Below are 15,942 nucleotides of genomic sequence, written 5' to 3' on the forward strand. Positions count from 1 at the left end.
AGAGCTTTTTTCAAACACTCAACTGCTTTTTTATGGTTGTCTCGTTTAGAATAAATGCTAGCGCGTTGAATATAAATTTCTTCGTTATGCGGTTCGATGGCATACAACTCATTCAAAAGCTTTTCGGCGGCGTCCAATTTATCCTCGTACACCAACATTTCCACTTGAACCAATTTTAAACCGGTCGATTTTGGATGCTGTTCCAAGCCTAATTTGAGCGCTTTTTTGGCCAAATTGGTTTTTCCCATGTCCAAATAGTACAAGATAATTTCTTCAAACTCCTCCGAATCGAAGAAGAACACCTTGTTGGTTTTCAACATCGACTCAAAGCGGGAGAGCGATAAATTGTAGTCGTCTTCTTCGTGATTCAAATACATAGCCATTGGGGTTTAGGTTGCACTACTTAAAGGTACGCATACCTTACAGAAAAACGGGAAAAAACAGGAATTGTTTTAAACAATTTAATTAACACTAACCGAGGGTAACGTGCTTATCCTCAGTCATAATCTCGTCTAAGGCCTCCAATAGGATGGCACAACCTTCGCGAATTTCCGCCTCCGAAACGGTCAGTGGTGGGGTAATCCGTATGGCTTTTCCTTCAAACAACAACCAAAATAGGATAAGTCCTTTGTCTTGGCATTTGAAAATGGCGCGATTTGTAATCTCAGGATCGGCGGTCATCGCTGCCAACATTAATCCGCGGCCCCTAACTTCCGCTATCAAAGGGTGTACCAAAAGACTTCGGAATAACTTTTCTTTTTCCAAAGCTTGACCCGCATAATCTTTTTCGAGTATTACTTGTAATGTGGCTAAACTAGCAGCGGCAATCACCGGATGTCCACCAAACGTCGTAATATGTCCGAGTTTAGGGTCGTGACTTAATAAATCCATATAGCGTTCGTGGGCGATAAAACCTCCTACGGGCATTCCTCCCGCCATGCCTTTACCAATAATAACCACATCGGGCACGACATTGTAATTTTCAAAGCCAAACAATTTTCCTGTGCGTCCAAATCCGGGTTGGATTTCATCAACAATCATCAAAGCCCCTACCTCTTCGCAACGTTGTTTGACTTTCAACAAGAAATCATTTTCAGGTTGGATAAATCCTGCGCCACCTTGTATACTTTCCAAGATAATTCCGGCCGTACGCGTTGTAATTTTGGCAATATCCGCTTCGTTATTAAACGTGATAAATTCAACATCAGGTACCAAGGGACGAAAGATTTGTTTGCGTTCTTCAAAACCCATTACACTCATCGACCCCATAGTATTGCCGTGATAGGCGTTGTGGCAGGAAATAAGCTGACTCCTTCCGGTGACGCGGCGGGCCAATTTGAGGGCGCCTTCGGTGGCTTCGGTACCCGAATTGACCAAATAGACTTTATTCAACCGAGGCGGTAAATTTTGGACCAATAACTTGCAATACTCCGTAGCTGGATGTTGCGCATATTCGCCATACACCATCACGTGCGAGTACTTATGCAATTGATCAATAATGGCTTGATTTACCCTTGGATGCTGGTGCCCCAAGGAGCAAGCCGATACGCCAGCTACAAAATCCAAATAGGCTTTGTTTTGGGTATCATAAATATAGGAACCCACGGCATGGGAAACTTCCATCCCGAGGGGATAGGGTGAGGTTTGGGCTTGGTATCGTAAAAAGTCCGATTTCAAGGTCATATACCGTAGCGTTGTAGGTTTATTTCGTTTTGGTGGAACGGGTGGATTTATCGTAATTCAACGTTTCTTTTCGAATGGGCATCGGGACAGCAGGTTTTGCGGCATCTTTGCGCGCTTGTTCTTGCAATGCCGCTTCGGCTTCGGATTCTTCGGGTGGGAAAATATCTTCCTTAGAATTAATTCGCTCCTCAATGCGCCATACAAATCCCCGGAGTTTCCGCACATTTTCGGGAAAATCTTCCTCAGGGTATAAAGTACCGTTCACGCGATCAAAAAAGGTAATCGTATCAACATCATTCCCGTTAAGGGTCATATTGATGCGACTACAAGCTGTTTTGTTGATGCCAATAAGTTCGTTTTTATCGTTACGCATGAAATAAATGACTTCGTTATTTTTGACAACATCTACTTCATACAATTTATTTTCTCGAAACTTTCCATACAGATTTATTCCTTTCACCTGATTAAAACCCTCCCCCAGGGTGTCTTTGGAAATGATAAACGCATTGTTGAGTACTTTCAGCGAATCGAGTTTTTCCGTAGCATTATTGCCAATGAGATGCATCACGTCGCCGGTGAGTTGTTTGTCGCCATTCCAAAGTATGGGTTTCCCAATCAGTTTGGTTAGGGCCACTTTTTGATCGGAGTGCAGGGAGTCGCATTTTCCACTCATGTCTGTTTTGAAAAAGCGTACATTTTTTTCCCCACGAATAATCCGCTCCCCAGGTTTCCCAGTGAGATAAATCTTCTTGGCATGGACAAACATCGAGTCGTTTTCCACCCAATACCGTACTGAGGCACGACGGGTCATGTATACAGAATCTTGTTTTTTGTATACTTCGGCATAATGTCCTTTGATGATGGCGCGGTTGATGGTATCAGTGATTTTTACATTTCGTGTTCCCGAAGAGAATTCCCGCGTTCGGTCAAAATACAAACTGTCGCCTTCAATTTTCCGATCCTTGTATTTGATATACGACTTCCTCAGAAAATGACCTACATTTTTTTTGGTATTGTAAAATCCGTTTTCGGTGTAAATAAAGTTGTCTTTTCCCGTGATGGTCGAAGGGCCAAAAAGGTAGGAATGCCCCGAACTTGTGTAATAGTCCAAATGATTGGAGAGTATTGTATATTCGGGATTTTTAAGTTCAACTGCGGTCAAAAATCGGTATTTCTTTTCTTTTACATAATAGGTCCCCGCATTGCTTTTAAGCGTATTATTTCGATTGGTAATGACGCCTTTGGTTTTGTAAAAGGCCTCTTGTTTCATGCGGTCAAAATGAATCGTATCGGTCACCAAACTCGATTCGGGTGAGCGCATGACAACATTCCCAGTAGCATAGGCTTTTTTGACATTTCCGTTGTACTCGGCATAGGTGCTGTTGAGGTACAAGGTGTCGCCTTGCACCATTTGTACTTGTCCAAAGGCTTTGATATAATTTTCTTTTTGAAAAAAATAGGCTTTGTTGCAGGTCATGACGACCCCTTCATGACGCACGCGAACATTCCCCGTAAGCAAAACGGCATCGGGAATTTCAAATTGGTTTATGTCTTGAAAGTCGGCATTTTCAATTTGGATACTCCCTGGTGGACGTTGTCCAAAGGCATATTCGCACAACCCGAGTAGTAAAAAAAGAAAAACAAGGATACGTCTCAAATTCCTATAGATTAGTGGGGCAAATTTATGAAAAAGCCCCCGTTGGTTTTCGGTATTATGTTTTTTTTATTAGCCTGCAGAATCCCCCGATGAATTTCTATATTTGTGTTTCATCATGAAAAAACAAAAAAACATGCGTAAATACATCTGGATGGCTGGATTGGCCTTTGCTTTTCAAGTGCAAGCACAAGCTCCAAAAACACCCTCACATCCCCCAAAAAAAGTAACCCCTTTGGAACAGAAAAAAGTCGTGTATCAAGTTTTTACACGATTATTTGGCAATACGAATAGCACCAATAAACCTTGGGGTACCAAGGAAGAAAATGGCGTCGGAAAATTTAATGATTTTACCGATAAAGCGCTCGAGGAAATTAAAGGGTTGGGCGTCACGCACATCTGGTATACCGGCGTTCCCCATCATGCAGTGGTGGCCGATTACAAACCATATGGCATTGCTGACGACGATCCTGATGTAGTCAAAGGAAGAGCGGGTTCGCCTTATGCTGTAAAAGATTATTACAATGTAAATCCCGATTTGGCGGTCGATCCGTTAACGCGTTTGCAAGAATTTGAAGCCTTAATTGAACGTACCCACAAAAATGGGATGAAAGTCATCATTGATATCGTTCCCAACCATATTGCTCGAAAATACAAGAGTTTGTCCAAACCCGAAGGTGTAAAAGACTTTGGTGAAGACGATGACGTTTCGCAAGAGTACAACCGTAATAATAATTTCTATTACATCCCCGGGCAACCGTTTCAAGTGCCTACTTCGTCCGATTACAAGCCTCTTGGCGGGGATGAACATCCGTTGTTGGATGGGCAATTTGATGAAAATCCAGCCAAATGGACCGGAAACGGCTCACGTGCTGCCAAACCCGATATCAACGATTGGTACGAAACGGTTAAGGTTAATTACGGTGTTCGTCCTGATGGGGCCAAAGATTTCCCTGAATTGCCTGAGGGTTTTGAGAAAAAAACGTATGCCGAGCATTATGCCTATTGGAAAGATAAGGATGTGCCCAATTCATGGTTGAAGTTTCGCGAGATTGCTTTGTATTGGTTGGAAAAAGGGGTTGATGGTTTCCGTTACGATATGGCTGAAATGGTACCGTATGAATTCTGGAGTTTTTTGAACTCGACGATAAAAATGAAAAACCCTGAAGCCTTTCTATTGGCTGAAGTATACAATCCCAACGAGTATCGCAATTATATTTTTAAAGGGAAAATGGATTACCTCTATGACAAGGTAGAAACCTACGATCATTTGAAAGCGATGATTCGTGGACAAGCGCTCTCCGATGGATTGACCGACATTCGCAAACGCAACCAAGATATTGAACGCCACATGTTGCATTTCTTAGACAACCATGACGAGCAGCGTTTGGCCAGTATTGATTTTGCGGGGACTCCCGAACGCGGAAAACCGTTGATGGTGGTTTCTACCCTTTTGAGTTCAGCACCCATTATGATTTATTTTGGACAAGAAGTGGGCGAACCCGGTTTGGAAGAAGGTGGTTTCGGTAAACCCACACGCACCAGTATTTTCGATTATGTAGGCGTTCCGCATCACCAACGATGGATGAACAATGGTAAATTTGATGGCGGACAACTTTCAGATAATGAAAAAGCACTCCGGGATTTCTATAAGCGATTATTGACCTTCAGTGCCAAAAGTTCGGCCGTGATGGGCAATTATATGGACTTGCACGCAGCCAATGCTTCAACGCCGAATTACGATGGACAGCAATACGCTTTTGTACGTTGGTCGGCGACGGAGAAGTTGGTCGTTGTGTCCAATTTTGATTCGTACCGTGAGGTGGACTATACGTTGCAAATTCCAGCCGAGTTGATTCGGTTGTGGGGACTCAAAGACGGTTCTTATCCGTTGAAAGATGTTTTGTATGGCAGTACGGCCACCTTAAAAGTGAGTCAAGGCAAAGGGCAACTTCCTGTTAAGTTAAAAGGAAGTGAATCCTTGGTGTTAAAGTTATAAAACAAAAAAACCGTTCGCAATGAACGGTTTTTTATTATCTCAATATCGTTTGTTTTCGATCGGGACCGACGGAGACGACTTTAATGGGTACTTCGACTTCCTGTTCGATAAATGCGATATATTCTTTCAATTCTTGGGGCAAACTCTCAAAGGTTGTTAACCCTGTTAAATCGGCATTCCAACCTTTGAATTCTGTATAAATTGGTGTAACATTCTCCTCTTCAATATTGTAGGGTAAATGGTGAATGGTTTTTCCTTTGTATTGGTAAGCGGTGCACACTTTCAACGTTTCGAATCCCGAAAGTACATCGCCTTTCATCATCATTAATTGGGTGACACCATTGATTTGAATGGCATATTTTAAAGCGACAAGGTCCAGCCATCCGCAGCGGCGTTGGCGACCCGTAACCGAACCAAATTCGTTACCTACTCGAGCCATCGTAGCCCCGACTTCGTCAAACAATTCTGTAGGGAAGGGGCCACTCCCTACGCGTGTGGTGTAAGCTTTGAAAATTCCGAAAACGTCTTTAATTTTATTCGGAGCGATACCTAATCCGGTGCAAGCTCCAGCAGCTGTGGTGTTGGAAGAAGTGACAAAAGGATAGGTACCAAAGTCAACATCGAGTAACGAACCTTGAGCGCCTTCACACAAAATGGATTTCCCCGCTTTTTGGGCTTGGGCTAAATATTCTTCACTGTCTATAAATGTTAATTTCTTTAATTCTTCTATGGCAGCGAAAAATTCGGCTTCCATTTCAGCTAAATTGTATTGAATCGCCACATCGTAGAACTTAATCATTTCCTCGTGTTTATTGGCCAAATAACGGTAGCGTTCTTTGAAGTCACTCAATTCAATATCGCCTACACGAATCCCGTTTCGTCCCGTTTTATCCATGTACGTTGGACCGATACCTTTGAGGGTTGAACCGATTTTAGCTTTTCCTTTGGCGGTTTCTGAGGCCGCATCGAGCAATCGATGAGTCGGTAAAATCAAGTGTGCTTTGCGAGAAATGAGCAATTTAGCGGCAACATCCATGTTGAATTGCGCCAAGCCTTCCAATTCTTTCTGAAAAACAACCGGGTCGATTACCACGCCATTGCCGATGATATTGATGGAATTTTGATGGAAAATCCCCGAAGGAATTGTTCGTAATACATGCTTGATGCCATCAAATTCTAAAGTGTGCCCCGCATTGGGTCCGCCCTGAAAACGGGCAATAATATCATACTTTGAGGTAAGAACGTCGACAATTTTTCCTTTGCCTTCGTCACCCCATTGTAATCCTAACAGTAAATCTACAGTCATTGTTGTGTTGTTTGTGTTGTGTGGTATTATGCTTTTTTAGTGGCGTAGAAATAGAGGGAATGGTTATGAATTTCTATCCCAAAAATTTCTTCCATAGTTTTTTTGATAGTTTGAATCCGTGGATCGCAAAATTCAATGACTTCGCCGGTATCGGTCATAATAATATGATCGTGTTGTTTGTCGAAGTATGATTTTTCATAATGCGCCTGATTTTGACCAAATTGATGTTTGCGCACCAATCCGCAATCGAGGAGGAGTTCGATGGTATTGTACAAGGTCGCTCGACTCACCCGATAGTTTTTGTTTTTCATTTTGATATACAAATTTTCAATATCAAAATGTTCCTCGCTATCGTAAATTTCTTGTAAAATGGCATAGCGTTCGGGTGTTTTTCGATGCCCGTTGGTTTCCAAATAGGCCGTAAAAACATTCTTTACGGTCTCCTGATTTTTAGCGTTATCCGAAGCAATTTGTGTCATAGGTTGCAAAGATACTTTTTTGTTGCCAAGAGGCAAAACTTGACGCTCATTTTTAAACGATTCCTATTTTCATTCCAAAAATGAATGCCAAGAATAGGTGAACGTTTTGATTTTTTAAAATGGTTACAATTGTTGCTTTTTGCGTATTTAACGCTCTTATATTCATTTCAACCGCTTTGGCATCCCTTGGTATGGCTGTAAAAATGAAAATAAATGCGTTTTTGAAAGCGGAAACGTTACTTTACCGCTACCTTTGTACCCGATTGGTTCTCTGCCAATGCTCGTTCTGGATAGTGAATTTTGTTTTAATGACTTCTTTTCTTTTTCAGTTTTGGCGTTTCAGTACTGCCTTTTTTAATCATTAAAACAATTTTATTATGAACATTTATGTTTCCAATCTGAGCTACCATACCTCAGAATCTGACTTGCGCGAGTTATTCAGCGCGTATGGTGAAGTTACTTCTACAAAAATTATTACTGATCGTGAAACGGGACGTCCCCGTGGCTTCGCTTTCGTTGAAATGGCTCAAAAAGAAGAAGGCCAACGTGCGATTCAAGGATTAAACAACACTACAGTAGACAATTTCGATATTAACGTTGCGGAAGCTCGTCCACGTGAAGAGCGTCCCCAGTCGCGTAACTCGTTTCAATCGTACAAAAGGTACTAAAAGACTTCTTGGTATTTGCCTTTCGGCGTGCAAGAGTCGCTCTATAGCCCTACAACAACGCAGAGCGTCAATCGAGACGTTCTGAACGTTGTGGGTCAATCCTGTTTTTCCCTTTCTACTTCATAAGACGAATACTATAGGAAGTTCGAATTTAATTATACATTCGATCCTATGACATTTCAAGATTTTTCATTGCTTCCCGTGCTCCAAAAAGCGATCACCGAAGCTGGCTACACCCAGCCCTCAGTCATTCAACAGAAAGCTATTCCACTATTGTTACAAGGCCACGACCTTATTGGTTGTGCGCAAACAGGAACTGGAAAAACAGCTGCTTTCGTGTTGCCCATTTTACAACAATTGACTCAAAATAAACCCACTACTCCAAAACAAATCCGTGTTTTGGTCGTAACGCCCACCCGCGAATTGGCCCTTCAAGTTGAAGCTACTTTTTCGCAATTGGGTTCGGGATTGCCTTTTCGTTCTCAGCCCATTTTTGGGGGTGTTTCGGAAGGAAAACAAATTCAAGCGTTGCAACAAAAACCCGCTATTATTGTAGCGACTCCAGGACGGTTATTGGATTTATTACGCCGTAATCTCATCGATCTTCGCTGTTTAGAGACCCTTGTTTTGGACGAAGCCGATCGCATGCTCGACATGGGATTCATTCATGATATGAAGGCCTTACTACGGTTTTTACCGCAACAGCGACAGACCTTGTTTTTTACGGCCACTTTTCCCGATACTATTCGCAAATTAATTCCGCTTTTTCTCAACAATCCAAAGCAAGTTGATGCCCAACCGGTGTCTTCCATCAAAGCGGTTATTGAACAGGCAGTGTATGTGGTCGAACCGCAAGAGAAAGAACCGATTTTGTTATCGTTATTGCGCAACCACAAAGGTCACCAATGTTTGTTGTTTACCAAAACCAAGCACGGCGCCAATAAGTTGGTTCAAAAGTTAAGCAAACAAGGCGTTACCGCAGCAGCCATTCACGGCAATAAATCGCAATCGGCCCGTCAAAAAGCATTGGCAGATTTTAAAGCACAAACCATTCAAGTCATGGTAGCTACCGACATTGCGGCCCGTGGCATTGACATCGAAGCCTTGCCTTTGGTCATTAATTACGATTTACCAACCGAGGTGGAGACCTATGTCCATCGTATCGGACGAACGGGACGCGCTGGTTTAAGTGGTCAAGCGATTAGTTTTTGTACCCCCAGTGAATCGGCAATGTGGCGTCAAATCGTCAAACAAAATGGCAAACCAATTCATCAACTTACTCATTAATTCGATTATTCTCTATGGCAGACTCGTTTTCCAAAAAACAACAACACAAGAAAAAAGTCCTGAAGCAAAAAGAAAAAGACCAGAAAAAAGCAGACCGAAAGTTACACAATAACAAAGGTAAAGGGTTTGATAGTATGCTCATCTATGTCGATGAGAATGGTCATTTCACCGATACTAAGCCTCTCAAAATAGAGGATAAAAAAGAAGAAAAAAAGGAATCCAACGGTTAATTGGATTCCTTTTTTATGGAGTAATAGGTTATCTTACTTAACTATACACGCGCGTTACCTTTTCAATTCCGTCAATCTTTTTGATGTTTTCAATCATGCGTTTCAAAATCTGATTGTTTTGAACAATTACGGTAACTTGCCCATTGAAAATTCCCGCTTCACCACTCAAGGAAATGCTTTGAATATTCACATGCATTTGGTTGGAAATTACCTTGGTTAATTCATTGGTTAAGCCCAAGGTATCCATTCCTGTAATGTTTAGCATCACTTTAAACTCTTGTTTGGTCGAATCAATCCAACGGGCTTGCATAATACGGTAGGCGTAATTGGATTGTAAACTGATGGCATTGGGACAGTCCTTTTTATGAACCTTGATGCCTTCGTTGATGGTCACAAATCCGAAAACTTCGTCTCCTGGGATGGGATTGCAACAGGACGCCAGTTTATAATCCAAGCGGTCTTGTTCTTTGCCAAAAACCAACAGGTCATAGTTGCTCGTCAACTCAGGACGGTTGATTTCTTCAGGATTATTGCTATGGCTGCGTTTGATTTTATTTTTAAAGAAATTAATCAATGTATTGCTTTTCTGAGCGGCATAGTCTTTCAGTTGATGGTTTTCTATGGCGCCAATGCCCACCCGATAAAACAGGTCCAAACTGGTTTTCAGTTTAAAATAATTCACCAATTCATTGACCACCGATTCATTTAAGGTAATCTTTAAATGCTTTAGTTTTCGCGTGAGTAATTCCTTGCCTTCTTCTGCAATTTTTTTGGTGTTTTCATTGAGAACGCTGCGAATTTTATTCTTCGCCCGAGAGGTCGTTACATAGTCCAACCAGTTGATCGTAGGCTTTTGGTGCGGGGAAGTGATGACTTCAATCTGATCGCCACTTTTCAATTCATGGTTCAAAGGAACCAAACGGCCATTGACCCGAGTACCGCGGGTTTTGATTCCAATTTCGGAGTGTATACTGAAGGCAAAATCTAAAGAGGTAGCGCCTTTGGGTAACGATTTAATTTCGCCTTTGGGGGTGAAAACAAAAATCTCCTTGGCATACAAGTTCATTTTGAAATCCTCCACAAAGTCTACCGCATTGGTTTCAGAGTTTTCCAAAGCTTCTTTCAACAGGTTCAGCCATTTCTCTAAGCCCGATTCTTCGGTGGCTCCTTGTTTGTATTTGTAATGCGCGGCATACCCTTTTTCGGCAATTTCATCCATGCGTTCGCTGCGCACTTGAATCTCGACCCAGCGGCCTTTAGGCCCCATAACGGTAATGTGTAAGGCTTCATATCCCGTCGATTTGGGGGAGGAAATCCAATCGCGGAGGCGGCTCGGACTCGGGCGATAGTGGTCGGTTACGACGGAGTAAATCTTCCACGCCAGGAATTTTTCATCATGGGGATTGGACTTGTAGATAATCCGCAGGGCAAATTTGTCGTACACTTCATCAAAAGTGACCCGTTGCACTTGCATTTTACGTCGGATAGAATAAATGGACTTGGGACGGCCTTTCAGCGTATACTCAATGCCTTCCTCATCCAACGATTTGCGCAACACATCGGAAACCATTTTAATATAGGCATCTTGCTCCTCTTTGGTTTCTTTAATTTTACTCACAATATCGCTGTAAATGGCGGGTTCGGTGTATTTTAACCCTAAGTCTTCCAACTGTGTTTTGATGTTGTACAAGCCCAAACGGTGGGCGAGTGGGGCATAAATGTAAAGCGTTTCCGAAGCGATTTTTTCCTGCTTGTACTGCGGCATGGAATCCATGGTTTGCATATTGTGCAAGCGGTCGGCGATTTTGATAAGAATTACCCGAACATCATCGTTTAACGTAAGCAGCATTTTACGAAAATTCTCGGCTTGCATCGAGATGTTCATGTCCTTTTTTACTTGCGAAATCTTGGTCAATCCAGCGACCAATTGCGCAATTTTTGGATTGAATAAGCGCTCAATGTCCTCCACCGAAATAGGAGTATCTTCCACCACATCGTGCAGCAAAGCCGCTGCAATTCCGGTAGCCCCCAAACCAATCTCGGAAGCAACTATTTTGGCTACGCCTATGGGATGGAAAATATAGGCTTCTCCCGATTTACGCCGTTGGTCTTTGTGGGCATCGACCGCTACATCAAAGGCTTTGCGAATCAGTTTTTTATCCTCCACACTGAGGGTTTGATAACTGATACGCAACAGCTCCTTGTACTCGCGCGCCAGGGCTTTTTTTTCTGCTTCTAAATCTATCTCGTGCATGGGAAATCGCTTAGTTGGCTAAATGTACAACATTTTAAGGCAATTTTGCAACACCCACAAGGCTTTTTCTAATCGACTTTCGTAAAATCCAAATCCTGAAAATCGTAACTAAAATCGGTCAATGGTGAAATCGGAGCCATGGTAAAACCGATAAGCTTTCCCTCGGCGTTGCGCTTTACATACACATGAGCGTCGGCCATCATGCTGCGGTTGAACCATTTGACAGCAAAGTGATCGTCTTTCACCCAGTGAAGTGTGCCCGTAAGGCGTGGCGAACGGTGCGAGGTGAATAAAATTTTGTTTTTGCCTTCGCTAATGGTGACCGGACCAAACCAAGGGTCATGATATTCGCCCAACATGAACTTTTTCGGGCGATAGCCTTTTGCTTGCTCGTTTTCGACTACTTGACGCCAAATCGCGGCTGTTATTTGATCGGCTTGGGCTTCTTTACTCGCGCGATCCGATTGTAGGGTAGTCACATGATCGGGGTATTGCAATCCCAAATAAGCATCTTTGATGGTATTGGAAATTGCTGTAAATGCGGCGCCGCTTTGTTGGTTGGTGAACACAATAATGCCCAATTGGATTTCGGGAAAAAGCACCGTTTGGGTGACCATACCGTCCAAACCTCCCGTGTGTGACACTTGCAAATGGCCGTTGATGTCGGTCAATTGCCACCCCAGTCCATAGGCTTTAAAATGACATCGGTAAGGGGATACTCCGGTAGTAGGCATTAACGTTTGCGGTTTCCACATTTCCCGGTGTGTGGTTTCCGAAAAAAGGGTTTGCGTTGCCAAAGGACCGTATTTTCCCTGCTGCAATTGCGCGATAACCCAACGACTCCAATCTTCAACCGAAGTATACACGCCAGCTGCCGCATCAAAAATTGAATTGGTGTAGCGCGGAATCACTTCTAATCCATTCTCGGTAGGCACATGCGGTACACTGCAATTGGTGGTGTCTTTTACCCGTTCCCAGGAAGTGGCACTGCGCGTCATGCCCAAAGGCGCCAACAAATGTTGCTCCACATACGCATTCCACGACATACCACTCACTTTTGCGACCACTTCTCCAGCGATAATGTAAAGCAGGTTGTCGTAATCGTATTGGGCACGAAATCCCGAAACCGGTTTTAAATACTGAATGTTTTGAATAATATCTTTAGGTGTAAAATTATGTCCGTCGGGCCAAATCATCAAATCTCCAGCGCCCAATCCTAAACCACTGCGGTGCGTTAGTAAGTCCCGAATGGTAAATTCGGCGGTCACATAATCATTATACATTTTAAAATTAGGGAGGTAGTGCAACACCTTATCGTCCCAGTGTAATTTCTTTTGGTCGACCAACTGACCCAAGGCCGCTGCTGTCATTGCTTTGGTATTGGATGCTACCGCAAATAAGGTTTGGGCATCGACTTTTTCCTGGGTTTTGGCATTTCGCATTCCATACCCTTTGGCGAGCACTAGTTTTCCATCTTTGACAATGCCTACGGCGATACCGGGGACATTAAAGGCGTTGCGGGTTCGTTCGACCACAGCATCTACTTGCGCTTCTGTAATTTGGGCTTTTACACTTCCTATAGAAAGGATAAGTATTGAAAAAAGGAGTTGTTTCATGGGTGAAAGATTTTATGAAAAGCCGCGTTGACGTTTGGCTTCAAAGAGTAAAATTGCGGCGGCCACCGATACATTCATCGAATCGATGGTACCCGACATGGGAATAATGATGTTTTGCGTTGCAGCTTCACGCCATGCCGCTGTGAGTCCTGTGGCCTCTGTTCCAACGGCCAAAGCGGTTGGCCCTGTATAATCATTTTCATGATAGGCGTTGGCGTTTTGCAGCGTGGCACTGTATATGGCAATGTTTTTTTGTTGTAAAAAAGAAATAACCTCGGCTGATGTTCCCATGGCAATCACGTTGGTAAACAAGCATCCCACACTTGACCGCACAATATTGGGATTGTACAAATCGGTCTTGGGATTGGCAATCACTACCGCATCGGCGCCCACCGCATCAGCCGTTCGTAACAAAGCGCCTAGATTGCCTGGTTTTTCAATAGCTTCTGCCACAAGTAGCAGCGGGTTTGGTGGAAGTGACAGCGCTTCGAGTTCGTGATTTTGCATTTTTGCAACCGCAATAATTCCCTCTGTGGTATCGCGATAGGCTAATTTTTGATACACTTCTCGACTGATTTCAATCCAGGCTACCGTGTGGGGTACTTGGGACTGAAGGGAAGTTATTTCAATTATTTCGGGGACAAATAAAATCGTTTCCAAAGTATATCCTCCTTGCAAAGCCAAGGTGATTTCCCGCTGCCCTTCAATAAGAAAAGTTCCCGATTGTTTGCGCGCTTTGGCTTTTTCTTGCAGTAGAAGCAACGATTTTATAAATGGATTTTGAGGCGATTGTATTTGTTTCAAAACAACTGATTTTAAACGGCTAAAATACAAGAAAAGTAGGAATCCTTAAAAGGTGAAATACAACCAGCCGACGTAGGGCTCAGGAAAGCCAGGGTCGTTTAATTTCAAGATATAATAATAGGTTCCTTTTGGGGAAATGTAGTTACTCACCGTATGGGGTTGGTTGGCAAATCCGTCCCACGGCGATTGCGAATGATTTCCTTTCCAGATCAAACGTCCCCATCGGTTGTAGATTTCCAATTCAAATTGAAAAAAGATGCCGTAAAGTCCTTCAATGGTAAATAAATCATTGGCTCCATCATTGTTGGCAGATACGTAATTGTAAATGGTTGGGGGACAGTTTCTCGTTTGTAATTCAAATTGTCCAATTTGATAACAGTTCGCATTTTCAACCCGAAAATAAATCGTTTGGGGAGTTTGTATAGCGGTATAATCTTCAGGATTGGCAATCGGATTTATTCCGGCATCGGCGTTGGCAAAACTTTCATAAAATCCAATAAAGGTAGCTTCACTAGCATCAAAAGCGGTATCGGCGTAGTTTTGAAAGTTAAAAATCCCACGTGTGAATCCTAAATTGCAACTCACCAAAGGCGCTAAATCAGCCACCTCGGGTTTAAAAATCAAGGTGTCAGAAAAGCTCGCTCCGTTGTTGGTTTCGTTCAACTCCAAAACTACCCCTTGTCCATTGCCTGTATCATCTACCTGACCCACTACTGTGAAAGTGGAAGTAATCGAATTAGGTAAAATAAGCGTAACTTGTCCTGATTCACTCCCATTGATAGGAAGTATCGTTTGGGTAACCGTTTGTCCAAGTAAAATGCCCTCAGCATAAAAGGCGATAGGTGTATTGGCGGGTAAAGGGTCGGTGGCGTTGGGATTGGAAACGGTATATTGCACAGTAATCATTCTGGAATCGCAGGTTTTTTCAATCGCATCAATGGCCAAAACGGCGTCGGGGAGTTGACTGTTGAAAGTGGTTAATATAACATTCATCAGCACCACATCTTGACCTGAAGTAAGTTGTATCAAGGCAGAGGTATCGCCCAATTGGATGTTGTTTTGAATGGAATAAATATCCAAATCCATATTGTGCAATTGGTTGCTCCCCGTGATGCTATTGGTTCCATTGAATGCATTGTTGGCGGGATTTAGTGGCGGATTACTCAAGACAGTTCCGTTGATGCGTAAACTTTCATTGACGGCCAACCCGCGATCGCCCTCCCAAGCAACAAAACCAATTTTGGCTCCTACATTATCTACCACATTCAAATTGGTCAGTGTGATATCAATGGCGGTAGGTATATTTTGTAACCCATCGTAAAGATTCAATTGGTTGATGGGTAGCGTTGGGTCGGTGTAAATGATGACTAATGTCCAGCCCGCAAAATTGGTACGGTTGGTGCAATAGCCTGCATTGGAATTCAATGCCGCACTAACATCCAATTCCGACAAGGTGTAGGTTCCATTTCCCATACCTGCCACAACCGAGGTGACTTCAGCAAAAGCACTAAAATAAGTCAGTCCACTAGTAATTAACGTATTATTAAATAGCCGCTGGGCGGAAATCGGTTGCCCATTCAGTTGCACGGTGGTATCGCCAGCACCCGAGCCGGCCCAATACAAATAGGCTTTGTGCAATTGTTGGCTTGGGGTTAAATTCATCACTGCACTCGAAGACAGCGCAATCAATTCGGCACACCCTTGACTCGTATTATTTTCCCCCAAATTGAGTGTATTCCCTACAAAAGTAAAATCATATCGGCCGTTAAATTGTTGGTATAAGCTGATGTTTTGGGCATTCATTTCCCAGGAAAAAAAACTACAAAAGGCGAAGAGTATAAGAAACCGCACAGACATTGAAATTTGTTTAATGCTTCGAAAATTAGTGATTTATTTTGATTTATGCGTATTTTTGAAAAGGGTTTGTAGCCCTAAATCATTTTAATTCACAGATAGCCAATC

At 42.9% G+C, this 15,942-nt stretch carries 13 protein-coding genes; 4 read left to right on the top strand and 9 right to left on the bottom strand.

What is annotated here, in order from left to right; genetic code table 11:
- From Q0037_RS06515 to Q0037_RS06525, 3 genes are all read right to left on the bottom strand, one after another.
- The coding region (locus tag Q0037_RS06515; protein ID WP_297516841.1) for a tetratricopeptide repeat protein at nt 1-377 on the bottom strand (377 nt) is incomplete at its 3' end.
- A gap of 94 nt (nt 378-471) precedes the next feature.
- Nucleotides 472-1,677, bottom strand: a complete 1,206-nt coding sequence (locus Q0037_RS06520; RefSeq protein WP_297516866.1) for an aspartate aminotransferase family protein — start codon at nt 1,675-1,677, stop codon at nt 472-474.
- Nucleotides 1,678-1,702: 25 nt separating this feature from the next.
- Entirely contained in the window at nt 1,703-3,340 is a 1,638-nt protein-coding gene (locus tag Q0037_RS06525) for an OstA-like protein (RefSeq protein ID WP_297516842.1), read from the bottom strand.
- 133 nt (nt 3,341-3,473) lie between these two features.
- Between Q0037_RS06525 and Q0037_RS06530 the strand changes: the two genes are divergently transcribed.
- Nucleotides 3,474-5,336, top strand: coding sequence for an alpha-amylase family glycosyl hydrolase (locus tag Q0037_RS06530; RefSeq protein ID WP_297516843.1), 1,863 nt, complete (start codon nt 3,474-3,476; stop codon nt 5,334-5,336).
- 34 nt (nt 5,337-5,370) lie between these two features.
- On the opposite strand, the gene Q0037_RS06535 is transcribed toward Q0037_RS06530, so the two are convergent.
- Nucleotides 5,371-6,642 (bottom strand): adenylosuccinate synthase, encoded by a 1,272-nt coding sequence (locus tag Q0037_RS06535; protein ID WP_297516844.1) that lies wholly within the window; start codon nt 6,640-6,642, stop codon nt 5,371-5,373.
- 26 nt (nt 6,643-6,668) lie between these two features.
- A complete protein-coding gene (locus tag Q0037_RS06540; protein WP_297516845.1) occupies nt 6,669-7,121 on the bottom strand; it encodes a Fur family transcriptional regulator in 453 nt (150 codons plus the stop codon).
- A gap of 377 nt (nt 7,122-7,498) precedes the next feature.
- On the opposite strand from Q0037_RS06540, the gene Q0037_RS06545 reads away from it, so the two are divergent.
- The 3 genes from Q0037_RS06545 to Q0037_RS06555 all read left to right on the top strand — a co-directional run bounded on the left by Q0037_RS06545 (nt 7,499) and on the right by Q0037_RS06555 (nt 9,306).
- Nucleotides 7,499-7,789, top strand: a complete 291-nt coding sequence (locus tag Q0037_RS06545) for an RNA-binding protein (protein WP_297516846.1) — start codon at nt 7,499-7,501, stop codon at nt 7,787-7,789.
- Between the two features lie 171 nt (nt 7,790-7,960).
- Complete coding sequence (locus Q0037_RS06550) at nt 7,961-9,076, top strand: DEAD/DEAH box helicase (RefSeq protein ID WP_297516847.1); 1,116 nt, start codon at nt 7,961-7,963, stop codon at nt 9,074-9,076.
- Between the two features lie 14 nt (nt 9,077-9,090).
- Nucleotides 9,091-9,306, top strand: coding sequence for a hypothetical protein (locus Q0037_RS06555; protein ID WP_297516848.1), 216 nt, complete (start codon nt 9,091-9,093; stop codon nt 9,304-9,306).
- Nucleotides 9,307-9,343: 37 nt separating this feature from the next.
- Here Q0037_RS06555 and Q0037_RS06560 read toward each other — a convergent pair whose 3' ends face one another.
- The 4 genes from Q0037_RS06560 to Q0037_RS06575 all read right to left on the bottom strand — a co-directional run bounded on the left by Q0037_RS06560 (nt 9,344) and on the right by Q0037_RS06575 (nt 15,783).
- A complete protein-coding gene (locus Q0037_RS06560; protein WP_297516849.1) occupies nt 9,344-11,560 on the bottom strand; it encodes a RelA/SpoT family protein in 2,217 nt (738 codons plus the stop codon).
- A 68-nt stretch (nt 11,561-11,628) separates the two neighbouring features.
- On the bottom strand, nt 11,629-13,176 hold the full coding sequence (locus Q0037_RS06565; protein WP_297516850.1) for a serine hydrolase: 1,548 nt from the start codon (nt 13,174-13,176) through the stop codon (nt 11,629-11,631).
- Nucleotides 13,177-13,188: 12 nt separating this feature from the next.
- Complete coding sequence (locus Q0037_RS06570) at nt 13,189-13,980, bottom strand: RNA methyltransferase (protein ID WP_297516851.1); 792 nt, start codon at nt 13,978-13,980, stop codon at nt 13,189-13,191.
- A gap of 45 nt (nt 13,981-14,025) precedes the next feature.
- The gene (locus tag Q0037_RS06575) at nt 14,026-15,783 is read right to left on the bottom strand and encodes a gliding motility-associated C-terminal domain-containing protein (RefSeq protein ID WP_297516852.1); all 1,758 of its coding nucleotides are present in this window, start codon (nt 15,781-15,783) and stop codon (nt 14,026-14,028) included.
- Nucleotides 15,784-15,942 lie beyond the last annotated feature (159 nt).

Source organism: Flavobacterium sp. (assembly GCF_027482425.1).
Taxonomy (GTDB): Bacteria; Bacteroidota; Bacteroidia; order Flavobacteriales; family Flavobacteriaceae; genus Flavobacterium.